The 23,565-nt window shown below is 41.6% G+C and carries 21 protein-coding genes; 17 read left to right on the forward strand and 4 right to left on the reverse strand.

The window, feature by feature from the left end; genetic code table 11:
- The first annotated feature begins 28 nt into the window (after positions 1-28).
- From ACKRAT_RS03825 to ACKRAT_RS03885, 13 genes are all read left to right on the forward strand, one after another.
- Entirely contained in the window at positions 29-1,138 is a 1,110-nt protein-coding gene (locus ACKRAT_RS03825) for a sugar-transfer associated ATP-grasp domain-containing protein (protein WP_411844407.1), read from the forward strand.
- Positions 1,139-1,255: 117 nt separating this feature from the next.
- Complete coding sequence (locus tag ACKRAT_RS03830; RefSeq protein WP_411843779.1) at positions 1,256-2,275, forward strand: NAD-dependent epimerase; 1,020 nt, start codon at positions 1,256-1,258, stop codon at positions 2,273-2,275.
- Between the two features lie 63 nt (positions 2,276-2,338).
- Entirely contained in the window at positions 2,339-3,613 is a 1,275-nt protein-coding gene (locus tag ACKRAT_RS03835; protein ID WP_411843780.1) for a nucleotide sugar dehydrogenase, read from the forward strand.
- A 173-nt stretch (positions 3,614-3,786) separates the two neighbouring features.
- Complete coding sequence (locus ACKRAT_RS03840) at positions 3,787-3,927, forward strand: hypothetical protein (protein WP_411843781.1); 141 nt, start codon at positions 3,787-3,789, stop codon at positions 3,925-3,927.
- Positions 3,917-5,113: a hypothetical protein gene (locus ACKRAT_RS03845; RefSeq protein WP_411843782.1), complete on the forward strand. Its 1,197-nt coding sequence runs from the start codon at positions 3,917-3,919 to the stop codon at positions 5,111-5,113. Before ACKRAT_RS03840 ends, ACKRAT_RS03845 begins: the two co-directional genes overlap by 11 nt.
- Before the next feature lie 21 nt (positions 5,114-5,134).
- Entirely contained in the window at positions 5,135-6,400 is a 1,266-nt protein-coding gene (locus ACKRAT_RS03850) for a hypothetical protein (protein ID WP_411843783.1), read from the forward strand.
- 84 nt (positions 6,401-6,484) lie between these two features.
- A complete protein-coding gene (locus ACKRAT_RS03855; protein WP_411843784.1) occupies positions 6,485-7,666 on the forward strand; it encodes a glycosyltransferase family 4 protein in 1,182 nt (393 codons plus the stop codon).
- Complete coding sequence (locus tag ACKRAT_RS03860) at positions 7,632-8,975, forward strand: hypothetical protein (protein ID WP_411843785.1); 1,344 nt, start codon at positions 7,632-7,634, stop codon at positions 8,973-8,975. The genes ACKRAT_RS03855 and ACKRAT_RS03860 overlap by 35 nt, the downstream gene beginning before the upstream one ends.
- A 222-nt stretch (positions 8,976-9,197) precedes the next feature.
- The gene (locus ACKRAT_RS03865; protein ID WP_411843786.1) at positions 9,198-10,550 is read left to right on the forward strand and encodes a hypothetical protein; all 1,353 of its coding nucleotides are present in this window, start codon (positions 9,198-9,200) and stop codon (positions 10,548-10,550) included.
- Between the two features lie 26 nt (positions 10,551-10,576).
- Complete coding sequence (locus tag ACKRAT_RS03870; RefSeq protein ID WP_411843787.1) at positions 10,577-11,176, forward strand: sugar transferase; 600 nt, start codon at positions 10,577-10,579, stop codon at positions 11,174-11,176.
- Between the two features lie 446 nt (positions 11,177-11,622).
- Positions 11,623-12,633 carry a GNAT family N-acetyltransferase gene (locus ACKRAT_RS03875; RefSeq protein WP_411843788.1) on the forward strand — a complete coding sequence of 337 codons (1,011 nt, stop codon included), beginning with the start codon at positions 11,623-11,625 and terminating at the stop codon, positions 12,631-12,633.
- 176 nt (positions 12,634-12,809) lie between these two features.
- Entirely contained in the window at positions 12,810-13,376 is a 567-nt protein-coding gene (locus ACKRAT_RS03880; RefSeq protein ID WP_411843789.1) for a YdcF family protein, read from the forward strand.
- 1,461 nt (positions 13,377-14,837) lie between these two features.
- The gene (locus tag ACKRAT_RS03885) at positions 14,838-15,695 is read left to right on the forward strand and encodes a MurR/RpiR family transcriptional regulator (RefSeq protein ID WP_411843790.1); all 858 of its coding nucleotides are present in this window, start codon (positions 14,838-14,840) and stop codon (positions 15,693-15,695) included.
- Positions 15,696-15,785: 90 nt separating this feature from the next.
- Here the strand turns inward: ACKRAT_RS03885 and ACKRAT_RS03890 are convergent, their stop codons facing one another.
- Together ACKRAT_RS03890 and ACKRAT_RS03895 are read right to left on the reverse strand one after the other, a co-directional pair.
- Complete coding sequence (locus ACKRAT_RS03890; RefSeq protein WP_411844408.1) at positions 15,786-16,727, reverse strand: IS3 family transposase; 942 nt, start codon at positions 16,725-16,727, stop codon at positions 15,786-15,788.
- Positions 16,616-17,176 (reverse strand): helix-turn-helix domain-containing protein, encoded by a 561-nt coding sequence (locus tag ACKRAT_RS03895; RefSeq protein ID WP_411843791.1) that lies wholly within the window; start codon positions 17,174-17,176, stop codon positions 16,616-16,618. The genes ACKRAT_RS03890 and ACKRAT_RS03895 overlap by 112 nt, the downstream gene beginning before the upstream one ends.
- A 305-nt stretch (positions 17,177-17,481) precedes the next feature.
- On the opposite strand from ACKRAT_RS03895, the gene ACKRAT_RS03900 reads away from it, so the two are divergent.
- The 3 genes from ACKRAT_RS03900 to ACKRAT_RS03910 are packed head-to-tail and all read left to right on the forward strand — an operon-like array spanning position 17,482 to position 20,893.
- On the forward strand, positions 17,482-17,775 hold the full coding sequence (locus ACKRAT_RS03900; protein ID WP_411843792.1) for a DUF997 family protein: 294 nt from the start codon (positions 17,482-17,484) through the stop codon (positions 17,773-17,775).
- The gene (panF, locus tag ACKRAT_RS03905; protein ID WP_411843793.1) at positions 17,775-19,274 is read left to right on the forward strand and encodes a sodium/pantothenate symporter; all 1,500 of its coding nucleotides are present in this window, start codon (positions 17,775-17,777) and stop codon (positions 19,272-19,274) included. The genes ACKRAT_RS03900 and panF overlap by 1 nt, the downstream gene beginning before the upstream one ends.
- 14 nt (positions 19,275-19,288) lie before the next feature.
- On the forward strand, positions 19,289-20,893 hold the full coding sequence (locus tag ACKRAT_RS03910; RefSeq protein WP_411843794.1) for an N-acyl-D-amino-acid deacylase family protein: 1,605 nt from the start codon (positions 19,289-19,291) through the stop codon (positions 20,891-20,893).
- A gap of 132 nt (positions 20,894-21,025) precedes the next feature.
- Here ACKRAT_RS03910 and ACKRAT_RS03915 read toward each other — a convergent pair whose 3' ends face one another.
- Together ACKRAT_RS03915 and ACKRAT_RS03920 are read right to left on the reverse strand one after the other, a co-directional pair.
- Positions 21,026-21,337 (reverse strand): DUF1643 domain-containing protein, encoded by a 312-nt coding sequence (locus tag ACKRAT_RS03915; protein ID WP_411843795.1) that lies wholly within the window; start codon positions 21,335-21,337, stop codon positions 21,026-21,028.
- A gap of 20 nt (positions 21,338-21,357) precedes the next feature.
- Positions 21,358-22,071, reverse strand: coding sequence for a GntR family transcriptional regulator (locus tag ACKRAT_RS03920; protein WP_411843796.1), 714 nt, complete (start codon positions 22,069-22,071; stop codon positions 21,358-21,360).
- Positions 22,072-22,222: 151 nt separating this feature from the next.
- Here ACKRAT_RS03920 and ACKRAT_RS03925 point away from each other — a divergent pair, with 151 nt between their 5' ends.
- On the forward strand, positions 22,223-23,551 hold the full coding sequence (locus ACKRAT_RS03925; protein WP_411843797.1) for a 6-phospho-alpha-glucosidase: 1,329 nt from the start codon (positions 22,223-22,225) through the stop codon (positions 23,549-23,551).
- The last annotated feature ends 14 nt before the right edge of the window (positions 23,552-23,565 follow it).

Raw genomic sequence — 23,565 nt, forward strand, 5'->3', positions numbered from 1 at the left:
GAAAAACTGAGGAGGAACGGTTTTGAAAATGAACAGTTATGTCAAATCAACAACGGACGGTTTGTTGAAAGCCACCAACTCTTTTTATCTTGTAAAGATTATAGCGGGGGAATACTTCAATATACTTCGGAAAAGGAACTTGTACCGAGACGTGCAAATCAGCACGCAGCAGGAAAATGAGATCCAAAAGCTGTGGAAAAAGCATTATGGGAAGAAAATCTCCACCAGATGGCACCGTCTGTATCAGAGTTATTCCGGCCACTATAACAAAAAATATTTTCCCGAGATACTCTTTACCACCAGACTGGAAAGAAAGCTCAATAACCGGGAGAAGGGGCGGATGATCAGTGATAAGAGTTTCCTGCCCATGTATTATCAGGATATTGAAGGTGTCAGGATGCCCGATACCTACATCATCAACAACAGTGGTATCTTCTATACCGGCGACAGGAAAATCATTACCAGAGAAAAGGCAGTTTCCATTCTCGAAAACAAAGGGGATGTGGTGATCAAACCCACACTCGATTCGAGTTCCGGTGATTCAGTTGCGCTCTTTGATTTCCGTAATGGCGTGAATCAGCGCAATCAGAGACCTTTGGATGAAGTCCTTGAATCCTATCAAGAAGATTATATTGTACAGGAAAAAATCATTCCGAGCAGCAAACTCAAAGAACTGTATCCTGATTCTATAAATACCCTGAGAGTCATCACTTATCTTATTGAAGATGAGGTTTTCCATGCCCCCATTACATTGAGTATGGGGAGGAACGGCAGTCATGTCGACAATATACAGGCCGGAGGCGTGTCTGTGGCTGTATCTGACGAAGGAGTACTCGGCAGTGAGGGAATAACGTATTTCAGAGAGGTGCATAAATCCCATCCGGATACCGGCACTGTATTTGAAAATCATAAGCTGCCAAAGATAGATAGTCTCATCAGAGTGGCAAAGGAAATGCATGAAAAGACACCGCACATGAGAATCGTCTCCTGGGATTTTACACTGGATGCAGAAGATGAAATTGTTCTTCTGGAGATCAACATATCCGGGCAGTCCGTCTGGTTTCCTCAGATGGTCAGCGGAAAAGCGATATTCGGAGAACATACGGAAACAATGATCAAAACGATACGCAGAGGCTAGAGGGTGAAGCACAGTATTTCAACTATTTGTGCAGGAACTATGTTCATATCGTTTCAGGTCAGAATTTCACCTCAATTGTTCTATGAACTGAAGTGAAAGAAAGGACAGGTGCACTTGATGAAGAAGATACTGGTTACAGGAAGTGCCGGGTTCATCGGCTCCCATCTTTCAGGAAGGCTCCTGGATGATGGGCATACGGTCATAGGCATCGACAATCTCAACAGTTATTATGATGTCAATCTTAAGAAAGACCGTTTGAATCTGCTGCTCCAAAACAGGATTAAAAACTATGAGGTGGACATATCAGATACAGATAAGGTGATGAAGATTTTCCGAGAGGAGAAACCGGATATAGTAATCAATCTGGCAGCCCAGGCAGGGGTCAGATACAGCATGGAAAATCCGCATGCCTATATCACAAGCAACATCAACAGGTTTACCAATATTCTGGAAGGGTGCAGGCATCACGAGGTGGAGCAGCTCATCTATGCCTCCTCCAGTTCGGTCTATGGAGCCAATACTGTGAAGCCTTTCTCCACTACAGACAATATCGACCACCCGCTCAGTCTCTATGCTGCAACGAAAAAAGCGAATGAACTGATGGCCCACACATACAGTCATCTGTACCGTCTGCCGACAACCGGCTTAAGGTTCTTTACGGTATATGGTCCGTGGGGGAGACCGGATATGGCTTTGTTCAAATTTACTAAGGCTATTTTGGAAGACGCACCGATCGATGTCTACAACAACGGCGAAATGATGCGGGACTTCACATATGTGGATGATATCGTTGAAGCGATCGCAAGGCTCTCGGGTCAGACACCGCAACCGGATCCTGCATGGAGCGGGAACAAGCCAGATCCAAGTTCAAGCAATGCACCGTATAAAATATATAACATCGGTAATAATGCGCCGGTCAGACTGATGGCATTCATCGAGGCGATCGAAAACGGGCTCGGCAAAACGGCTGAAAAGCATTACATGCCGCTGCAGCCCGGGGATGTGCCTGAAACCTATGCCGATGTGGAGGATCTCTACCGCAATATTGACTTCAGGCCCTCTACGGATATACAGACCGGGGTCAATCATTTTATCGAATGGTATCTGGCTTACTACAGCAAAAACAAGGTGGCTTAGTGAACAGATTATATTATCGCTCTTCAATAAGTTTCAGCATATATATGAAATGAGTGATGCAGGATGAATAGGAAAATTGGTGTTGTCGGACTCGGATATGTCGGTCTTCCTGTAGCGGTCGCCTTCGGCAAAATCGGGGAAGTCATCGGTTTCGATATCAATGACAGCCGGATAGAGGAACTGAAAGGAGGATACGACCGGACGAATGAAGTGGACAGGCAGAAATTTGAACTGACGGATGTAAAGTTCACTTCTGACAAGGAAGTGCTTCGTTCGGTCGATTTCATCATCGTTTCGGTGCCGACGCCGATCAATGAACATAACCAGCCGGATCTCGGTCCATTGATCAAAGCGAGTGAAACAGTCGGTTCTGTACTCACTGAAGATGCTATCGTCGTCTACGAGTCGACAGTGTATCCGGGAGCGACCGAAGAGATCTGTGTGCCGGTACTGGAACAGTTTTCGGGACTTGTATGCGGCAGGGATTTCTTTGTCGGCTATTCCCCGGAACGGATCAACCCAGGAGACCGTGAGCATACGTTTGAGAAGATAACGAAAGTGGTCAGCGGACAGACACCGGAAGTGACGGATATTATCGCTGAAGTATACAATTCCGTTGTTAAAGCCGGCGTATATAAAGCGGAAAGCATTCAGGTCGCAGAGGCGGCCAAGGTCATTGAAAATATACAGCGGGATGTCAATATCGCGCTGATGAACGAACTGGCAGTCATTTTCAACAAACTCGGCATCAGTACCAGAGAGGTGCTGGAAGCCGCCGGGACGAAATGGAACTTTCTGAAGTTTTCTCCGGGGCTTGTCGGCGGACATTGTATCGGGGTGGACCCGTATTATCTGACCCATAAGGCCCAGGCAGTGGGTCACCATCCGGAAGTGATTCTCGCCGGCAGGCGGATCAATGACAATATATGCAAACATATTATTTCATCGATGGTCAAAACGATGCTGTGTAAAGGCCTTGTGGTGCAGGGGGCAACAATCAATATGCTGGGTCTGACTTTCAAGGAGAATACACCGGACTTGAGGAATACTAAAGTCATCAACCTCATTAAAGAACTCCATGAGTTTGGCTTCAATATTGCGGTGAATGATCCTGTGGCTGATCCTGATGAAGCGAAAAGATTTTATGATATCGATCTGAAAGATAAAGAAGATCTTGGGAAGACGAATGTCATGATGTTTGCGGTATGCCACGATGAGTACCGTAGGAATAAGAGAGCGTATCTTGATTATCTGAGTGATGACGGCCTCGTCATCGACATCAAGGGAATCATTGAAACAGAAGACCTGCGCGGGACACAGACTGTGTGGAGATTATAAAAAGCGGTTCGGTTTATGAAAAATATTCAGTGGAAAAGCGGTGTTTGAAGAACAAACGGAGAAAGGGCCGGAATGGTCCGCATCTGACAAAAAATAAATAAGCATTTTTCGCATTCTTGAAATCCCGGCAGTGGGTGCATTAGGGGTTTCTCCAAAGAAGGGGAGTGTCGATCATGCTCAAACAAAGGACAGGAAAACCGGGGTATGATCCAGGGAAAAATGATACGGGATTAACAGGAATGGAATGCAGTAACACTGAGGACGGTCCGTCAGGTAAGACCAGCGGCTCTGAAGGTATACGATATGAGAGATAAAATCCTGCATGTATGCTCCACCCTGCTCTTTTCATTGAACCAATGGATTCAGGTCATCCTCATCACAAGAATGATCGGATTATATGAAATGGGATTGTTTTCCTACTTTCTGGCAATCGTTGCACCGCTCGTACTGTTCAGCAGATTCTCGTTTTCCGATCTTGTACCGACGCAGAGGAAATACAGCTACGGGTATACGATGTTTTCCAGATTCAGAAGCATTCTCAACTATATCTTCCTGTTTTCAATGGCGGTTTTTGCACTGACGCTTGATCTCAATCCCTATGAAATAATCTGTCTGATACTGTTCAGTGTGTTCAAATTCTTCGAGACGAAAGAGGATTTCATCTACACGGAAAACATTGCGGAATCCAATATAAATTTTTTGGCACATTCCAAAATCATCAAAAGCATCGTGACACTCTCTCTTTTCGCAGTGGCTGTATTCGTTACGCACTCTCTGATGGTTGCGATAATAAGCCTGCTGATTTCACAGGTGCTCGTCTATTACATGTATGACAAGAAATTTTCATCCTATGACAATTACCAGGCGCGGCTGTTTGGGAGAATGCATTTCAAGCATATTTTCTGGCTGGGACTCGGGCTGTCCGTCGTCGGACTGCTGTCTTCCCTGAATGCAAATATTCCCCGTTACATCCTGGAGCATTACCACAGCGTGGAAGACCTAGGTATTTACGCGACCATCATGTACTTCTCAGCTATTGCGCTGAATATTGTGATCACCATCAACCAGAGCCTGATTGCCGAATTCGCGTCAGCCGCAGCAAAGAGTCTGCGGAGGTTCTATACGTCATTCCTAAAATTGATGGCGCTCTATGTAATCGTGCTGCTTGCCGGCAATATCATCCTGATACTGTATGGGAATGACATCCTGGTGTTCGTCTATGGCGCGCAGTTTGAAGGCTACCAGACAGAGATGCTGCTGCTCGGCGTATTCATCAGTCTGATCGTATTTGAGAAGTCGCTTGAAATGGCGCTCAATATATTCAATCTCTATAATATCCAGGTCATACTCCAGATGGCGAACTTCATTTTTACAGTAGTCCTGTCGATTTTGTTCATCGTGCCTTTCGGAATAAGCGGCGCTTTCATCGTGGCAATCATCTCAGCATTCATTGTTTTGGTTGCGCAGGTTTCAACCATACTCTATACAAGGAAATACTAAGTCCGATTCTGGAGGTGGCAAATGCTGCTCATATGGATTGTTACGCTAATATATCTGTTTATCGGCTCTGCAATGAATCATTATTATTTCCCGGACAGCACGTATCTGACAGTGACATTCATATGCATCACTTCAATTTTACTGCTGCTGTCACTTCTGATCGGATACTCAGAATTTCTTCTTGTCATTTTTCTCAGCTTCGTCACGAGAGTGTTTCTGCTGTTGGTCGACCTTTACAAAAAGGATCTGTTTACGGTGCCGCACAGCGGGGATGACACAGAAAACTTCTACGCGACAGGCATGAGGGTTGCAGCGGATTTATCCCTGCTGAGCGAATCCATCTACGGCGGTGTGTATTCACATCTATTGGGGATTCTATTCCATATTTACGGAGATGACAGGCTGTTCGTCCAGTATCTCAATATACTGGTCGCAATCTCAGCAATCCTGATCGTGATTCGGATCTTCAGAATGCTGGAAGTGCCGCATCGCACCCAGATGATCCTTGTACTGGTTATGGGGTTCTTTCCGCATTCGCTGATATTCTCAAGCATATTGCTTAGGGAGTCCATCATTTCACTGCTGGTCGTCCTGTCGCTCTATTGCTTTATCAGATGGTTTAGGAAAAAAGAACGAATCAGTGCCTTTTCGAGTGTCATATTGGTCCTCTTTGGTGCCGCGTTCCATTCGGCAATCATCGGGATACTGATCGGCTATCTGTTTGGATTCATCTTTTACCGGCATGATCAAAAAGCATTCAAATTCACAGTGGAATCCGTTGTACCCTTCAGTATATTTACACTGATCATGACCTATGTCCTGGTTTTTCCGAATATCGTTTCCGGACTGCCGATTTTCAACAAGGTGGACCAGGTACTGAACAACAATGACAACATCTACGAAGCATTTACATCGAGCAGGGGGGATACCGCGTATCTGACAGGACTCGAGGTCAATAATTTGTTCCAGGTCGTTCTGTTCTCGCCCATCAAAGTGATCTACTTCATTGCTTCACCAATGCCATGGAGCGTCAGGAACGTGAGCGATCTGATCAGCTTCTTCCTGGACGGGGTATTCTACCTTTTCGCTCTCGCGGTATTTATCAGGAATATTGATGTCATCAGGAAACGTCCCATATTGGGGATTCTGCTGCTGAGCATTCTTGCCGGATGGCTGATTTTCGGGCTTGGCATTTCAAATGCCGGAACGGCGCTCAGACACCGCTTCAAATTTTTCTATTTCATCATCGTCGCCCTTGGGGTGGCATGGTCGAAAAAAGATAAATAGAGAATATGCAGTATTGAAAGTGTATTTTAGCAGTATCTTAAGCGGGTGCATTATTGAAAATAACAGGGTTTGGAGATGTAGCTTATGCCTAAGAAGATTATTCAAGGAGTCACTTCTTCGCTGAGTATCCTGTTCGTCAGGGAGCAGGTCCAGTTCATCGAAAATCATGGTTACCAGGTAACAGTCGTCTGTAATAAGGATTTCGAGATCTCATATGACGGCATCACAGTCGATCATATTCCATTTGAACGTGAAATCAGTCTCTTTCAGGATATCCGGACGCTCTACAAATTGTTCAAGTATTTGAACCGCGAAAAACCGGACATCATCAATTTCAGTACACCAAAAGCCGGACTGCTCGGCATGATTGCAGGCCGCATCGCCGGGATAGGTACACGGATCTATATCCAACGGGGGCTGCGTCTTGAGACAGCCGAAGGGATCAAAAAATATATCCTCTATGCCACTGAGAAAACGGCATGCACATTGAGCACGCATGTCATTGTCGTTTCAGACAGCCTGGAGGAAGAGATGGTCAGCAGGAAACTGCTCAGACGGGAAAAGGTGGTCAGAATCGGCAAAGGCAGCAGTAACGGAATCGACACAAAGAAGTATGATCCGGCTGTTATCAATTCAGACCGGTTGGCCCGATTGAGAAATGGCCTGGGTATTGAGCCAACGGATGTCGTCATCGGTTATATCGGCAGGCTGACAAGAGATAAAGGAAGCAACGAACTGATCGAATCATTCGTTGACCTGGCTGATAAATATGATCATCTGAAACTGCTGCTTGTCGGAGATTTTGAAGAGAGTGATCCGATTGAAGAAAAAAACAGCAAGAGGATACACTCCCATGAAAAGATCATCCATTGTGCATATACCGACGGAATGGAATATTACTACAGCCTGATGGACATCTTCGCCCTGCCGACCTATCGCGAAGGGTTCAGCAATGTCAGCATCGAAGCGCAGGCAATGGGCGTGCCGGTCGTATCGTTCGATTCGACCGGTGCCAGAGACACTATTGAAAATAATCGGACCGGGCTGGTTGTGAAAAGCAATGATGCGGAAGGCCTGAGTGCTGCTTTGGAGGATCTGATCCATCATAGAGAGAAACGGGTCCGGCTGTCAAAACACGCACGCAAATTTATTGTCGATAACTTTGACAGGCACCATATGCAAAAAGAGCTTTTGAAATTCTATAACACTCTCGGAGAACAGGGTGATTACAATGTTGAAGAAAATGATGAATACATCGGTGCATAATATCTACTTCAAGTCGCCTGTGTTCATGCAGCATGCATTTACCAGTGCATACGGCTATAAATTAAGGCGGGAAAGATACAACCATCTGTATCGGCAGTCGTTCAGACGCTATATGGCGGGGGACTTGGAAACGGAGGAGATGCTGGCTGATTTCATGCACCATCTGAAACAGAATATTCCGATCTACAGCGACATTAAAATAGATGAAGGAAACCTTTTTGAAAGTTTTCTTGCCCTGCCGATGACAGAAAAGGAAGACCTCAGAAATGAGCTTGAAGAGCGGTCCCACACAGTGGGGATCATGCGCAAATCAAGAACAAGCGGGACGACCGGTGAAAACCTGGCCGTCTATGATTCAGAATACGATCGGGCAGACAGGATGGCCTATCTGGACTATATAAAAGCGTTGAACGGCGTGGAACCTTTCTCAAAAAGGGCTTCCTTTACCGGTCAGGAGCTCACGCCGACCGCTCACAGAAATGTCCTCTGGCGCTATAACATGCCAATGAATCAGATACTTTATGCAACGTATCATATGACACCGGAGAATGTTAGGTATGTATATGAACATCTTGCCAGATTTAAACCGGCCACACTGGACGGATTTCCAACATCCATTCACATGCTTGCCAAATATATACTGTCGGAGGGCCTGAAAATTGAGTTTGAGGTGAAAGGCATTTTTCCAACTGCCGAGACACTTCTGCCTCATGTAAAGGAAGATATTGAAAAAGCATTTAATACAAAAGTTATCGATCAGTACTCCTCTGCAGAGGGTGCACCGTTCATCTATGGTACGGCGGATGATGAATATAGGGTCGGACATGAGACAGGGCTGATTGAATTCGAGAAAGTCGGGTTCCATCTGTATGAAATGATTGTAACCAGCTTCATCAACCGGGCCACGCCGATTGTACGTTACCGGATCGGGGACCAGGTGGAAATCCATTCCGATAAAGATTACTTGAATTCATTTGAAGACGATATCCATATAGAGAGAATCATTGGCAGACAGTCGGATTATCTGCTCGGCAGCCGGTCCAATAAAGTGACTAATGTAAACATTTCCTGGGTCGTTGATGGGCTTGAAGAGAAAGTCATTCAAATGCAGTTCATACAAAAGGAAAAGAATCGTTTTGTAGTGAACATTGTGGCTGAGGATGATTTTGAAAAAAGCGATGAAAAAGTGATCCGGGACAGACTCGCCCGCCGTCTGGGGGAGAAGAGCACATTCATTTTCAACTATATGAAAGCAATACCGAAAGAAAAAAGCGGCAAGGTACGGTTCATCATTAACGAGCTGGAGTGACAGGAGCCAAACAGAAGTCTGATACAGCGCCTATGGGATGAAAAGGTGTCTATCTGCACGTCACGATGGAAAGATGCATAGAGTCACTCGAGTGAACACGCCGGTTTTTATTCGCGGGTATTATAAAATGCCGTCACATTTGTGTTGAAGGCAATTTTGATGGAAAAGCGGGCAGCACACACTGTCCGGCTTAATTACAGTCTATGAGATAAGGTGATCTTAATGCTGAAAGAACTGATGGGTGCCTCGACACACACTCTCTACTACAAGTCGCCGATATTTTTACAGCACGCTTTTACCAGTGCATATGGCTACAAATTAAAACGGGAGAGATATAACCATCTCTACCGTGAAGCCCTTGAACGGTATGTCAGGGGAGGAATTGACCAGACACAGTCATTGATTGATTTCATGCATCATCTGAAGAGGAACATAGCGGTGTACGCGCATATCGAAATTGATGATCAGAACATCATCAGCAGTTTTCTCAAATTGCCGATGACAGTCAAAGCAGATTTAAGGTATGAACTTGAAGCGCGCTCCTGCAGGAAGGGACAGATAAGATTTTCAGGAACGAGCGGAACGACAGGAGAGAGTCTGGCCGTCTATGATTCGGAATACGATCGTGCCAGCCGGATGGCCTACCTCGACTATATAAAATTCCAGAACGGTGTGAGGCCCTTTGCGAAACGCGCTTCATTTACCGGTCAGGATCTGACGCCGCCGGATCACAAAAATATACTCTGGCGTTATAATATGTCGATGAATCAGACCCTTTATGCAGCCAACCATATGACTGCCGATAATATCAGACATGTATATGAAAATCTGGTCCACTTCAAACCGGTGGCACTGGACGGTTTTCCCTCCGCCATTCATATGGTGGCAAAATATATGCTGTCCCATCATATAAAGGCGGACTGGGATGTGAAGGCGGTATTTCCAACGTCCGAAATACTGCTCCCGTACGTAAAGGCGGATATAGAAAAAGCCTTTGATACGAAAGTCATTGACCAGTATGCGAGCGGGGAAGGGGCACCGTTTATATATGGCGGGACGGGCGATTCATACAAAGTGGGACACGAAACCGGTCTCTTTGAATTCCAAAAAGTGGGATATCACCTGTATGAAATGATTGTGACCAGTTTCATCAATTACGCCACGCCAATCGTGCGTTACAAGATTAATGATCAGGTTGAAATCCATTCTGATGAAAAGTACTTGAATTCATATTTTGATGATATAAAAATCACTAAAATATTCGGAAGAAAGTCGGATTATCTGATTGGAAGCAGACAAAATAAAGTAACCAGCGTCGGGATTGCCCGGGCAGTGGAAGGGATTGAAGATAAAGTGGTCGCTTTCCAGTTCGTACAGAAAGATATGAAGCAATTTGTCGTGAACCTGGTAGTGGAAGATGACTACGGAAAAAAAGAAGAGAGAATCATAAAGGAACGGGTTGCCCGCAGATTGGGCCGGGATAATCACTACCAGTTCAATTACCTGGAGGCCATACCTAAAGATAAAAACGGCAAGGCCCGCTTCATCATCAATGAAATAAGTGAGATGAAGTGAATTCATTGTCGGGGAGGTGTGCCGGAATGAAAAGAGTATTCGATATCTCAGCCGCAACACTTGGGCTGCTGCTCCTGTTTCCCTTGATGGCCATTACCGCTGCACTTATAAAGATGAAAATGGGCGGCCCGGTCATTTTCAGACAGGAGAGGCCGGGATACCATGGGGAACCGTTCGAGCTGTATAAGTTCAGGACGATGACGGATGAAACAGATGATAATGGGGAATTGCTGCCGGATGCAGAACGACTGACACCTGTTGGAATAATGATCCGCAAATACAGCCTGGACGAACTGCCCCAGCTGATCAACGTCATCAAGGGAGACTTGAGTCTTGTGGGTCCGAGGCCTTTATTGATGCAGTATCTTCCATTATATAATAAGAGACAGATGGAACGTCATGAAGTGAGGCCCGGGATTACAGGTTGGGCCCAGGTGAACGGGCGCAACACGATACCATGGGAGGAAAAATTCGAAATGGACGTGTGGTATGTGGAAAACCAGTCATTTTGGCTGGATATCAAAATACTGATTCTCACCATACAGAAAGTGCTGAAAAGCGAAGGGATCAGCCAGGAGGGGGAGAGCACCGCCCGGGCATTTAACGGGAATAAAGCAGACAGCTGATGCAGATTTCCTTTGGTCGGGTAATAAAATCTGCATATGAGCTGTAATACTGTCATCGGCTTTGTCGGGAAGCTCGTGGACGGGTCAATACAAAAATCCAATTAAGGGGAGGGGTGACTGGATGTGTCTCAATGGAGAATCCAATGGTTATCACCTCATAAGGATTGCATAGGGAAGGGACGTTTGAAACAAGTATTTAAAATGATTTGTGTTGCAGATGCCTGTTATGAAAATCGCAGAAAGAGATCTACGGGTGCAAAGAGTAATAGGTCAATGCGTAAGTTTGAGACAGAGAATGATTCCCGTTCGGATACAGCTTGTGAAGCAGCCGGTAAAGTCATCATGAAAACATTCATGAAGCGAATCCATTTAGATTGCCTCTTTCCTGAAACACAAAGGTGTTAAGGGGAAATTTAGAGTCTTTGGAATCTAATGGAGGGCTTACTATGAATAATGATATCTACTTTACTCGGGAATATGCACAGGTGAACGAGCTGATTGAAAGTGGGGAATCACTTTATTTTGAAGTCAAAAGCAGGCATGGCCATATTACACTGAGTACGATAAAAAGAGAAATAGGTACTCGAATTGATGGTGAGCAGTATTATGACCTGATCAGTCCATACGGATATGGCGGACCGGTGATTCATAGTTATACAAATAAGGAAAAATTACTTGCGGAATTTGAAGCCGTATTCACTCACTATTGTAAGAGAAATAATATTGTATCTGAATTTGTCAGGTTCAATCCGTTGTTCCAGAACCAGGAACCCTTCAGGGAAATATATGATGTCAGTTATCTCAGGAACACTGTAGGGACAGATTTGAAATGCTCGGAAGATACATTTCAGAGTGAATTTTGCACGACGGCCCGCAGGAAGGTCAGAAAACTTTTAAGGGACGGAAGATTTTCATGCGAATTGACAACAGGATTCGACAATATCGAAGCATTCATCGATATTTACAACGATACGATGATGCGGCATAATGCCACCGGATTTTATTATTTCGACCGGGAATACTTCTATGAAATGAAACGGAAGTTCCCGAATAACCTATTCACGACGAGTGTATATCATGAAGGTGAGATTATCGCGATGGGCTTATACTTCATATCCGGGAACATCATTCATGATCATTTGAACGGTACCAAAGCAAAATATCTGAATTACTCCCCGGCCTACCTTCTAAAATATACGGCGATGAATTGGGGAAAAGAGAATGGATTCTCTGTCATCCATTATGGCGGGGGTGTTTCCAATTCCGATGAAGACTCAGTTTTGAAGTTTAAGAAAAGGTTCTCCAACAACACAGAGTTCAAATTCCATATCGGCAAAAAAATATGGAATCAATCAGTATATGATAAACTATGCCGGATAAAAGATGTAATGGGTGATACGGAATTCTTTCCGGCTTACAGAGCAGGAGACGGCCAAAAGAAAAAAGTGGCGGTGTAATCCATATTCCGAAGGCCGGTGTCATGCCTGACCTTCGGAATATATTTATATCTTTTATGATTGATCTGCAGATTGGACATTACAGGAGTGGATGCACCTGCTCATAAAGAAGAACAGGGCAAGCTTGGGAAGATTTATTAGAGGGACGGCTGTCTCCCACTCAATTAGGAGGACCTATGAAAACAAGGATCATAGTAATAGTCATCTGTCTTTTATTGCTGGCATTGCTTATTGCGCTGGTTGACAGCTTTAACCATAATTACTCAGATACTCCTGTAGAAAGTGATCTGATCGTGATGCTCGGTGGTGATGGCGGACGCATGGAAAAAGCAGCCGAACTCTATCGCGAAGGATATGCAGATTCCGTGCTGATCACCCCCATCGTTGAATCAAATGCTTTATCCCAGAGCACCGCGCTCGCGAAGGAATACGGTATTCCTGAAGAGGCATTGGTCAAAGAATATGAAGCCACGAGCACTTATACCAATGCATCGATTACAATCGACATTATGAAAGAAAATGATATGACATCTGCTTTGATCGTTACAAGCGACTACCATGTCAAAAGATCTAAATACATCTATGACAAACTGAATGACGAGGGATTCGAATTCAGATATATTCCAGCATTATCCGATGAGGGAGAGAAATGGTATGAGGGAAGTGGAGCCTTTTATGTATGGCGCAGTGAATTGATCAAATTATGGGCATATCGTCTGGGATTATATATTTGGAGTGAGTAGGGAGAATTGAGAGGAGAGAAAGCGAAGAAGTGTCGTACTTTGTCTAGTATTGATACTGCATGGTATGCTGAAATTAGGACATATGAAAGTAATTACGCAAGAGTTTAAAATCAGAGTGAAAATTAATGAGATGAAAAAGCTTATAAGTTTATAGAATCTACATGTTTTCCATTTGAAAGCATGTAGATTTTATTTGTAGATATTTAAGTGACTTAATTAAAACTTACTTAATTCAGATACCAAGGTTTTCTAGAAATATTTCATCTTTGAAATCACTTTAAACATCGTAATTTATTAGAAAAGTCAGTGTATATTTTTGAACTATATAAATTGATTTAAAGATTCTATAACCAACTGAACGTGTGTATAATGGAGTAAATACTCGTCAAGATAAACTGTGACAAGTGGACAACAAAAGACCACAGGTATCTATATATCTAACTAGAAAAAGTGGGATTCAAAGAGATCGAGCTTGGATTCCATCAGCAAAACCAAATGTCTAACGGGTGCACACACAGCACAACAAGAGTGTTCGAAACCTTCATTATGAACATACAACGTATCTATTGATGTCGGTTTTGAGACCTATGCTAACAGGATACTAAAGAAGATTACGCCAAACGCGAAGACAAGTGGGATATAGGTATTACCTGCGCGGCATGTCCAAATTCCTAGTACAACTCGCTAATCTATAAACGTTTGATGTATATACTAAAATTGGAAAAGGATCACTCGAAAAAAGACAAATATTTAAATAAAAAAACTTTCCCTATTTTAAAAATGATGGACGGCGAAAATGGTCGCTGTTGTTTGAAAATGAGTAGATGACCCTGAATTACCAGGTAATTCAGCAGATATGATTTAAAAAAACGGCACATCTTTCCCGCTAGGCGAGTACACAGATATCAAACTGCCCTATACGCTGGATTATGAAATCGGAAAAACATATTGCATCGCGAAACAGAGAACTATGATGCCGCTGTGTTCCTGGAGCTTCTGGAAAAATCGTCATAATTTTGGACAATGCTCGGATTAATAATTCTAAGCAAATCCAACAATTTTTGAAAATAAATCAGGGCCGGTTAGAAATCGTGTTTCTGTTTCCGTAGAACCCATAGTTCAGTCTATATGAAGGCATCGTTCGTCAATAATGTCTTTTTTCTCAATGTTCAAAAGGTTATACTGAGTGTCCACGCATTCATTCAGAATGTTAGCGACGGAATGAAGTTATCGACCGTTTGTGTATGAGACTTTATTTTAATATCTCTAATTCAACTTATATATTATGAAAGCTCTTATAAAAATAGGTAATACCGAAGTAGAGAATATATTTAATAAAGAGAAAAGAATAAGTATATTTTAAGGAAAGAAATTTTAGAATAGAGAAATTAAGTTGATAGTAAGTCTATTTAATAGGGGTTTTATCCTTTAACTGAGTGCCTAATATGAGGAGGTTTTAATGTGGAGAAGATATATAATAAAATTTCGGAGAAGGAAACAGGGTTTTCAAAAAGTTTCAAAATGATAGCAGAGCATTGTTATAAAGATCCTCATATTTTTGCGATGTCTTCCGCTACAGAAGCAGGTAATAAAATTGGAGTGAGTGAAACAACGGTTATTAGATTCGTGAATTTCCTTGGTTATGATGGATATACTAGTTTCCAAAAAGATGTCATTGAGCAACTTTTTTCTAAGGGGAATTTGAAGAATTATAAAGAGGATAAATCAGAAGCATTAAAAAGAAACGGTTCTATTAAAGAGTCAATATTATATGATATAGATGATTTACAGAAAATATATAATCAAATATCCGAAAAAGATCTTCAATTAGTAGTTAATAAGATTTGCGATGCTGATTCTATTTTTATTTCGGGTTTTAGAGCTTCTCATCCTTTTGCTAATTGGTTGTCTTATGCATTAGATTTAGTTAAAGGAAATGCTAGAGTATATAGTCCTACTGTAGATGATGTATTTATAAGAGTAAGTGAAATGACAGAAGAGAGTGTATTTATTGGCTTTTCTTTTCATAGATATGCTAAAGAGACAATACAAATTGCGAAATTAGCCAAGGAACAAAGGTCCACCGTTATTATTTTTACAGATTCAACATCTTCTCCGATTAGTAAAGTGGCAGATATAGTTGTTCCAATTCAAACATACAGCAGATCTACTTTAGACGTGACAGTAATAGTTTTTTCTATTTTAAATAGTATAGTTTCAGCAATTTCAGCTATAAATAATGAAGATTTTCAAAAAAGATCAGAAATGTTTGACTCTGTAAACTCAGAAGACTTTTACTTTAAAGGTTATTTAGAATGATTGATAAGTTTAATATCTAATTCTGTAAACTTATTGTTTATAAAAACCACACTTAAATTTGGTAGTTACCCCCAAAAGTTAGAGTTTATATTATGAGACAGATTGGCTGGTGTGTGTCCGGTATTCGACCGGACTCATGCCAGCCAATTTTTGTTTCGATCGTTCATGGTTATACCAGTGGATATATGTTTCTATTCTTTGCTTTAACGCATCATAACTGACTAAGGCTTCGCCATAATACATTTCCTGTTTTAACAGCCCGAAAAAATTCTCCATAGCGGCGTTATCTGCACAGGTCGCTTTGCGGGACATACTTTGGAAAATCCGGTTCTGTTTCAATGTCCGGACCCAGTGATTGTGCTGGTAGTGCCAGCCCTGATCGGAATGGATCGTGGTGCGGTAGGTTGCCCGTGCCTTTATAATATCCATCGCTGCGTGTAAAGGGTTCATGACAAGATCCAACGTGGGCCGCTTGTTGATTTCAAATGTAATGATTTCACCGTTGTAGAGATCCAGGATTGGATTTAAATACAGCTTCTCCTCCCCGAGACATTTGAATTCTGTAATGTCGGTCACCAGCTTTTGAAGGGGGATCGGAGTGCTGAACCGGCGGGCCAGGCGATTTTTCGCTACTTTTCCCACATGCCCTCTGTAGGAATTATACTTACGGGATTTCCGCATGAATTTCACACATTTTAATCCGAGTGTCTGCATGAGCCGATAGACTTTCTTATGGTTAATGACATAGCCCAGTTTTCTCAATTCATTGGTGATGCGTTTGTAGCCGTAGCGTTCATGGAACTGTTTAAATAACGCAGTAATACAGCTTTTTAATTCTGTATCTGGATCTGCTCTGTCCAACTGTTTGACGAGATAGTGATAGCTGGCTTCCGGAATCCCCACCACAATAAAAATATCTTTCAGTCGGAATCCTTCCCCTTTGAGTTCGAATGCCAGTTTTGCCTGTGCTTTTCGTGAGAGGCATTCTTTTTCCGAAAAGCTTTTAACTTTTTTAGATAGGCATTTTCCAATCTCAGTAATTCATTCTCGCGCTCCAGCGCTTCTTCTCGCGTGAGCTGCTTTGCTTCTTCCTGCTTTTGTTTCTTCGGTTTCCCGGCCATAGAAGGGCGCCCCTTTGGTTTTGGTTTCAGGCCTTCTACACCGTCTTTCTGAAACGTTTTCATCCAATGGAGAATGAGCGCGGGATTGTTCAAGTTAAATTGAACCGCCGTTTCTGGATAAGAAGCCCCTGTTTCTAATATGAATTGTATCGTATCCAGTTTAAATTGGACAGGATACACTGTTTTTACAGCCTTTCGTGTAATCCCTGTCACGCCCTGTGCTTTATAGGCCATTACCCAGCGCTTTATAGGCGTAGGGTCGGGTATGTCATACTGCTTCGCCAATAACCGATACCCCAGATTTCCATTCAGATATTCAGTCACCAGCTTCAATTTAAATGCATCGCTATATTTAGCCATAGAGAAATCCCCAAAAATTAGATTTACAACTCTAACTTTTGGGGGTGAGTACCATTTAAGTGTGGTTTTTATAATTATTATTCTGAAGAATTTCAATATTCTAATTATTTAATTGACAAAGTACACACTATCACTTATATTTTAATAAAGTGTATGAGTCATTTTTAATAATAAAGAAGTATAAACTTTATTATTGGTAAGGAGGATAGAGCACAGAAATTATATTAATCATTGTTGGAAAAGTTTTGCACATGAGAATTTACTCTTTTTCGTTAAGTTTTTATCTAAAAGGGGTGTGGGATGTAATGAAAACTAAATTAGTAAGAGAAGATCGTAGATTTAAGCAAACTTATAAAGAAATGATTTATACACTTCTATTTTTTATATTCAACATATTATTGGTATTTGCTCTAGCATTTATTCCAGGTTATAACGTAGATGCACATGAAATTGACTTAATTTTTGGTTTTCCTGCTTGGTATTTTTATGGAGTGATTTTAGCTACTATCCTATTATGTATCTTAACTTATTTAATGGTTAAATTTTTGTTTAAGGATATGTCACTTGATGCTTATGAAGAAATAGAGGAGGAAGAATAATGAAATGGGACATTTTAATAGTGATAATTATATACCTCTTAGCAACTTTACTTGTTGGTGCATATTTTCATAAGTATTTAAGGAAATCTGAATCTAATTTTGATGAAGAATTCTTTGTCGGAGGGCGGAGCTTGGGACCGTTAGTCTTAGCATTTACCATGGTAGCCTCTACTGCGAGCGCAGGAACATTTATAGGAGCGACTGGTGTAGGATATGAACAGGGATTCAGTTGGCCGTTAGTCATTGCCTCTCAAACTGCAATGGGTGTTTATATACTGGGGATACTTGGTAAAAAATTTGCAATAATAGCAAGAAGAATAGGAGCAGTGACTATCACTGACTTTTTGAAGGCAAGGTATGAAAGTAATGTAGTAATTATTTTTAGCTTATTAGGCATTCTTATATTTATAAGCGCTTACATGATAGCCCAATTTGCTGGAGGCGCACGAATTCTAGAAGCAGTAACTGGATTTCCATACCAGTGGGGATTGCTGATTTTTGGAAGTGTAGTTGTATTACTTACGTTATTTGGTGGTTACAGAGGCGTGGCAATAACAGATGCAATTCAAGGGGTAGCAATGATAATAGGAGGAATATTAGTTTGGATTATTATAATGGTAAAGACAGACGGGTTTAGAGCTATAGTAAGCCAGCTTGCTGTAGAGCATCCGGAAATGGTTACTTTACCAGGTGCTAGTGGTACAACTCCATCATTATTATTTTCATACTTTTTATTATTTGGAATTGCAATGTTGGGGCTTCCTCATGCTGCAGTTCGAGGTATGACTTTTAAAGATTCAAAATCCATGCATAAGGGGATGGTCTACGCCATCATAATTATGGGTCTTTTCTCAGTTGGATTTGCATCAATAGGACCTATGGTTAGAATTTTAGTTCCTGATATAGAGGTGCCAGATTTAGCACTAGTGACTTTGATAGTTGAGTTAGTACCTGGCTGGTTAGCAGGTATACTACTTGCTGCACCTTTAGCAGCAATAATTTCTACAGTTGATTCTATGTTGTTAGTGACAAGTTCTACTATAGTAAAAGATTTATTTTTAAATTATGTTAATCCTAAAGCTTCCGAGCGAACAATAAAAAGATTATCTTACTTTTCCACTTTATTTATAGGAACTGCTGTTGTACTTATAACATTAACACCACCAGATTTAATCCAATTTGTAGTGATTTTTGCGATAGGAGGTCTTGAAGCCACATTATTTTCAGTAATAGTATTTGGCTTGTATTGGAAAAGGGCGAATAAATGGGGAGCTATATTTTCTATGGCTATAGGATTTATTTCATATGTTGTTGCAACAATGTTGTTTGAAAATCCATTTGGAATGCATCCTATTGCAATTTCTTTATTTTTAAATATCGCCAGTATGGTCGTAGTCAGCTACTTTACTGAACGTCCTGACAATAGAATTATTAACACTTTCTGGGGAGCGACATCTCCGGAAACCACTACTAAAATTAATAAAAATTTAGAGTCATAAAAGGAGAATTATTCATGTTTGATATTCTTATTAAAAACGGACAAATTTTCGATGGTACAGGCAACCCACCTACAAAGTTAGATATTGGGATAAAAGATGGTGAAATATCTCAAATAGGTCAGCTTAATAATAATAAAGCTTTACAAGAGATTGATGCAGGAAATCTAGCTGTTTCTCCTGGTTTTATAGATACCCACTCCCATAGCGATTTACTTTGTACTAAACCAGAAGTGCATAAAATTAGATTGTTACAAGGTATAACTACTGAGTTGCACGGACAGGATGGGATTTCTATAGCTCCTGTTAATAACGAAACCAAACCACTGTGGCAGGAACAATTGAAAGCACTAGATGGAGATATTGGAGACTGGCCTTGGGAGAGTATTGATGATTATCTAAAGCATTTAGACAATAGCCTTATTTCTGGCAATGTAACCTACTTGGTGCCTCATGGTAATATTAGAACTCTCGTAATGGGTTTTGAAGAGAGAACAGCTACTGAAGAAGAGCTGAAGAAAATGACTGCATTAGTTGAAAAAGGTATGCAAGAAGGCGCTTTTGGAGTATCTTCAGGCCTTATCTATCCACCCAATGTTTATTCGAATAAAGAAGAGTTAATTGCTATTTGTAAAGGTGCTGCTAAGTATGATGGAGTATTTGTCGTTCATATTAGGAATGAAAGTAGTTGGGCATTGGAAGCATTGGAAGAAGTTGTAGATGTTGCAAGACAAACAGGAGTTAGACTGCATGTATCCCACTTTAAAGTAGCGGGTCAATATAACCGTGATCAGTATATACAGTTTTTAAAGAATATAGATAAAGCAAGAGAGGAAGGGGTTGAAGTAACTTTCGATCAATACCCTTATACAGCCGGTTCAACAGTTTTTCATAGTATCCTACCGCCTTGGGTGCATTCAGGTGGTTCTAAAGAAATGTTTAATAGGTTGAAAGATTCTGGATTAAGAGAAAAAATTAAAAAAGGCATAAAAGAAGACGAAAGTTATGAAAATTGGTCATATAACTGTGGGTGGGAAAACATTTTTATCAACACAGTAAAAACAGAAGAAAATAAGAACATTGAAGGTAAAAGTATGACTGAAATAGCTGATATGAGGCAACAGCAACCAGATGACGCAGCGCTTGATTTATTGGTAGAGGAGAGCGGAGAAATAACGATGACTATTCATTGGGGGGAGGAAGAAGATTTGGTCCATGGTTTAAAGCACCCAGTTCAGATGGTAGGATCAGATGGTATTTTTGGAAGTAAACCACACCCTAGGCTTTATGGAACTTTCGCTAGAGTATTAGGAAAATATGCTCGAGATGAAGCGATTTTTCCACTTTCTGAAGCTGTACGAAAAATGACTGGAGCCGCTGCTCAATTGCTAAGACTAAAAGATCGAGGGTATTTAAAAGAAGGGTATTGGGCAGACATTGTTATTTTTGATCCAAATACTATTAATGATAATGCTACTTATGATAACCCGATTCAATTGCCTAGTGGCATCGAGCACGTAATTGTTAATGGCAAGATAACTGTTAAACAAGGTGAATACCAAAATATATCTGAAGGACAAGTGATTAGAAATAAAATTAATAATAGAGTTAGCATAGATTGAAGAGTGAGATATTTTCTGATTTCAAGAGAAAAGTCACGAAAACTAAGTAAAAACATAGTAAAAAATTAAATATATAAAAACGGTAATCTGAAGAGGTAAGTTTAGGTTACCGTTTTTATGAATAATTCAAGTTCATAATAAATATTTTACAATCTCTTTCTTTAGGTAACTTTCCAAATTTTGTGAACTAGGATTAATTGTAGGTATGATATTAACTACAATTAATCGATTATATCTTCCATTAGAATAGTATCTGGCATAATCGTATAACTCTTTTACCGCTGGATCTGTAGATAGGGAATCGGCCATACTAGGATTAGTAAGTATCGCAGTAAAAGTTCCACCTTCCCCGTCCCATCTTTTTTCGAGGTAGTACCTGTTTTGTGGTGGAGTATGGTTATCGAAAATTGCATATCCATAACCATCATTTAATTTGATTGACATAAAAACTCTCCTCTGTATTTCTATTTCTCCGACACGAACTTAAATGTATATTTCTCCGGATGATAGTACACTTTTGAATACTCGAATATTGTGCCATCATCAAAAGTAGAGTAGGCCTCCAGGGACAACATCGGAGTATTTCCTTCCAGATGAAGAAGTTCCATCAATTCCTCGTTCGGCAGTATCGGCTTTAGATCCGCATACCGCTTATTGATTTTAAATCCCTTCTTATCGATATATTCATATTTCGATTCCTTCAGTACATCCACAGATAAATCAGGAAACAGTTCAAATGGTAAATAGGACTCCTCAAGAATCAACGGTTTTTCATCTGCCAACCGCAACCTTTTTACATAATAGACCTTCTGGCCATCTTCCAGTTTCAAATAATCCCTGACTTCTTCAGACGGACTAGTGAGCTGGAACTCCAGAATCTCATTGGAGGGATTGTTATGCAGACCGCTCATCTCTTCAGTGAACCCCTGCAGCTTATAAATATCATGTTCGATTTTCTTCTCACTGATATATGTTCCGCTTCCATGGACACTGTAAATCAAGCCTTCCTCAATCAACAGTTTGACTGCACGCCTTACTGTCACCCGGCTGACTTCATACATCTCCGCAAGTTTTGTCTCCGTAGGAATCGCTTCTCCGCCTTTTGTACCATTTGAGATAATATCCTTTTTGATTCTTTTCGCAATTTGTTTATATAAAGGCAATGTCGTCTTCCACATTCCACCATCAACCTCTCTGTTTCATTAAATTTATTTTACCATTTGTATCCGTTAATTAATACAACTTCGTATATTTGTATTAAAGTTGTATTGTTATTATCAGATAATTGTGTTAAAGTCATATTAAATAATTATGAAAGGGGTTTCATATATGGAGCGGAAGAACTTAGTCATTGTCGGCGGAGGCAGTACATACACACTCGGCATCATCATGAGCCTGATTGCTGAGAAAGAAACACTGCCACTCAGGAAATTGACGTTTTACGATACAGACCGAGAGCGACAGGAAAAGATCGCCAAAGCATCGGAAGTGATATTGAAAGAAAAATACCCGGAGCTGGATGCTTTCGAATATACGACAGATAAGGAGAAGGCATTCAAGGATATCGATGTCGCATTCCTGCAGATCAGAACCGGCGGTCTGGCAATGCGGGAGAAGGACGAGCAGATTCCTCTGAAGTACGGCGTCGTGGGCCAGGAAACATGCGGTCCCGGAGGCATGGCGTATGGCATGCGGTCCATCACGGACATGTTTGAACTCGTTAATGACATCAGGAAATATTCCAAAGATGCATGGATTATGAATTATACCAATCCGGCAGCCATTGTTGCGGAAGCCCTGAAGCGTGAATTCCCGGATGACAACCGGCTGCTCAACATCTGCGATATGCCGATCGCCATCATGAAGAGTTATGCGGATATGCTCGGCAAAGATGTATGGGATCTCGTCCCCGGCTACTTCGGACTCAATCACTTCGGATGGTTTACGAAAATAGAAGACAAAGCGGGGCATGACTATACACAAACGATCAAAGACAAAATCGTCAACGAAGGATTCATACCGACCGACAGTGAAATTGCGAATGATCAATCATGGAAGCAGACATTCGCAACGGCCAGGAAAATGCTGATGGACTTCCCGGACTATCTGCCAAACACCTACCTACAGTATTATCTGTATCCTGAAGACCTGGCAGCCAAGGAAGCACCAGATAACACCAGAGCACGCCAGGTCATCAACGGCAGGCAAAAACGCGTGCATGAAACATGCGACAGGATCATTGAGAACCAGTCATTGGAAGGCGTGGAACTGACGGATGATATCCACGGCGTCTACATGGTCAAAGCTGCGGCTTCACTGATCTATCATTTGAACCACATCTATATTGTGATGGTCAAAAACGAAGGCGTCATCTCCAACATACCAAGTGATGTGATGGTAGAGGTGCCGACAATGCTGACTGCAGATGGACCCAAAGCGTTCGCAGTCGGGGAAATACCGACGTTCTATAAAGGATTGATCGAAAACCAGTATGCCTATGAAAAACTGGTCGTCGACGGATACTTTGAACAGAGCTACGGCAAGATCCTGCAGGCACTGACATTGAACAGGACAGTGACGGACGTAAACAAGGCAAAAGCGATACTCGATGAACTGATTGAAGCGAACAAAGGATACTGGCCGGAACTTAAGAGATAAGGAAAGGGGATGGG

The sequence above is a fragment of the Salinicoccus sp. HZC-1 genome (genome assembly GCF_046736035.1).
Taxonomy (GTDB): Bacteria; Bacillota; Bacilli; order Staphylococcales; family Salinicoccaceae; genus Salinicoccus.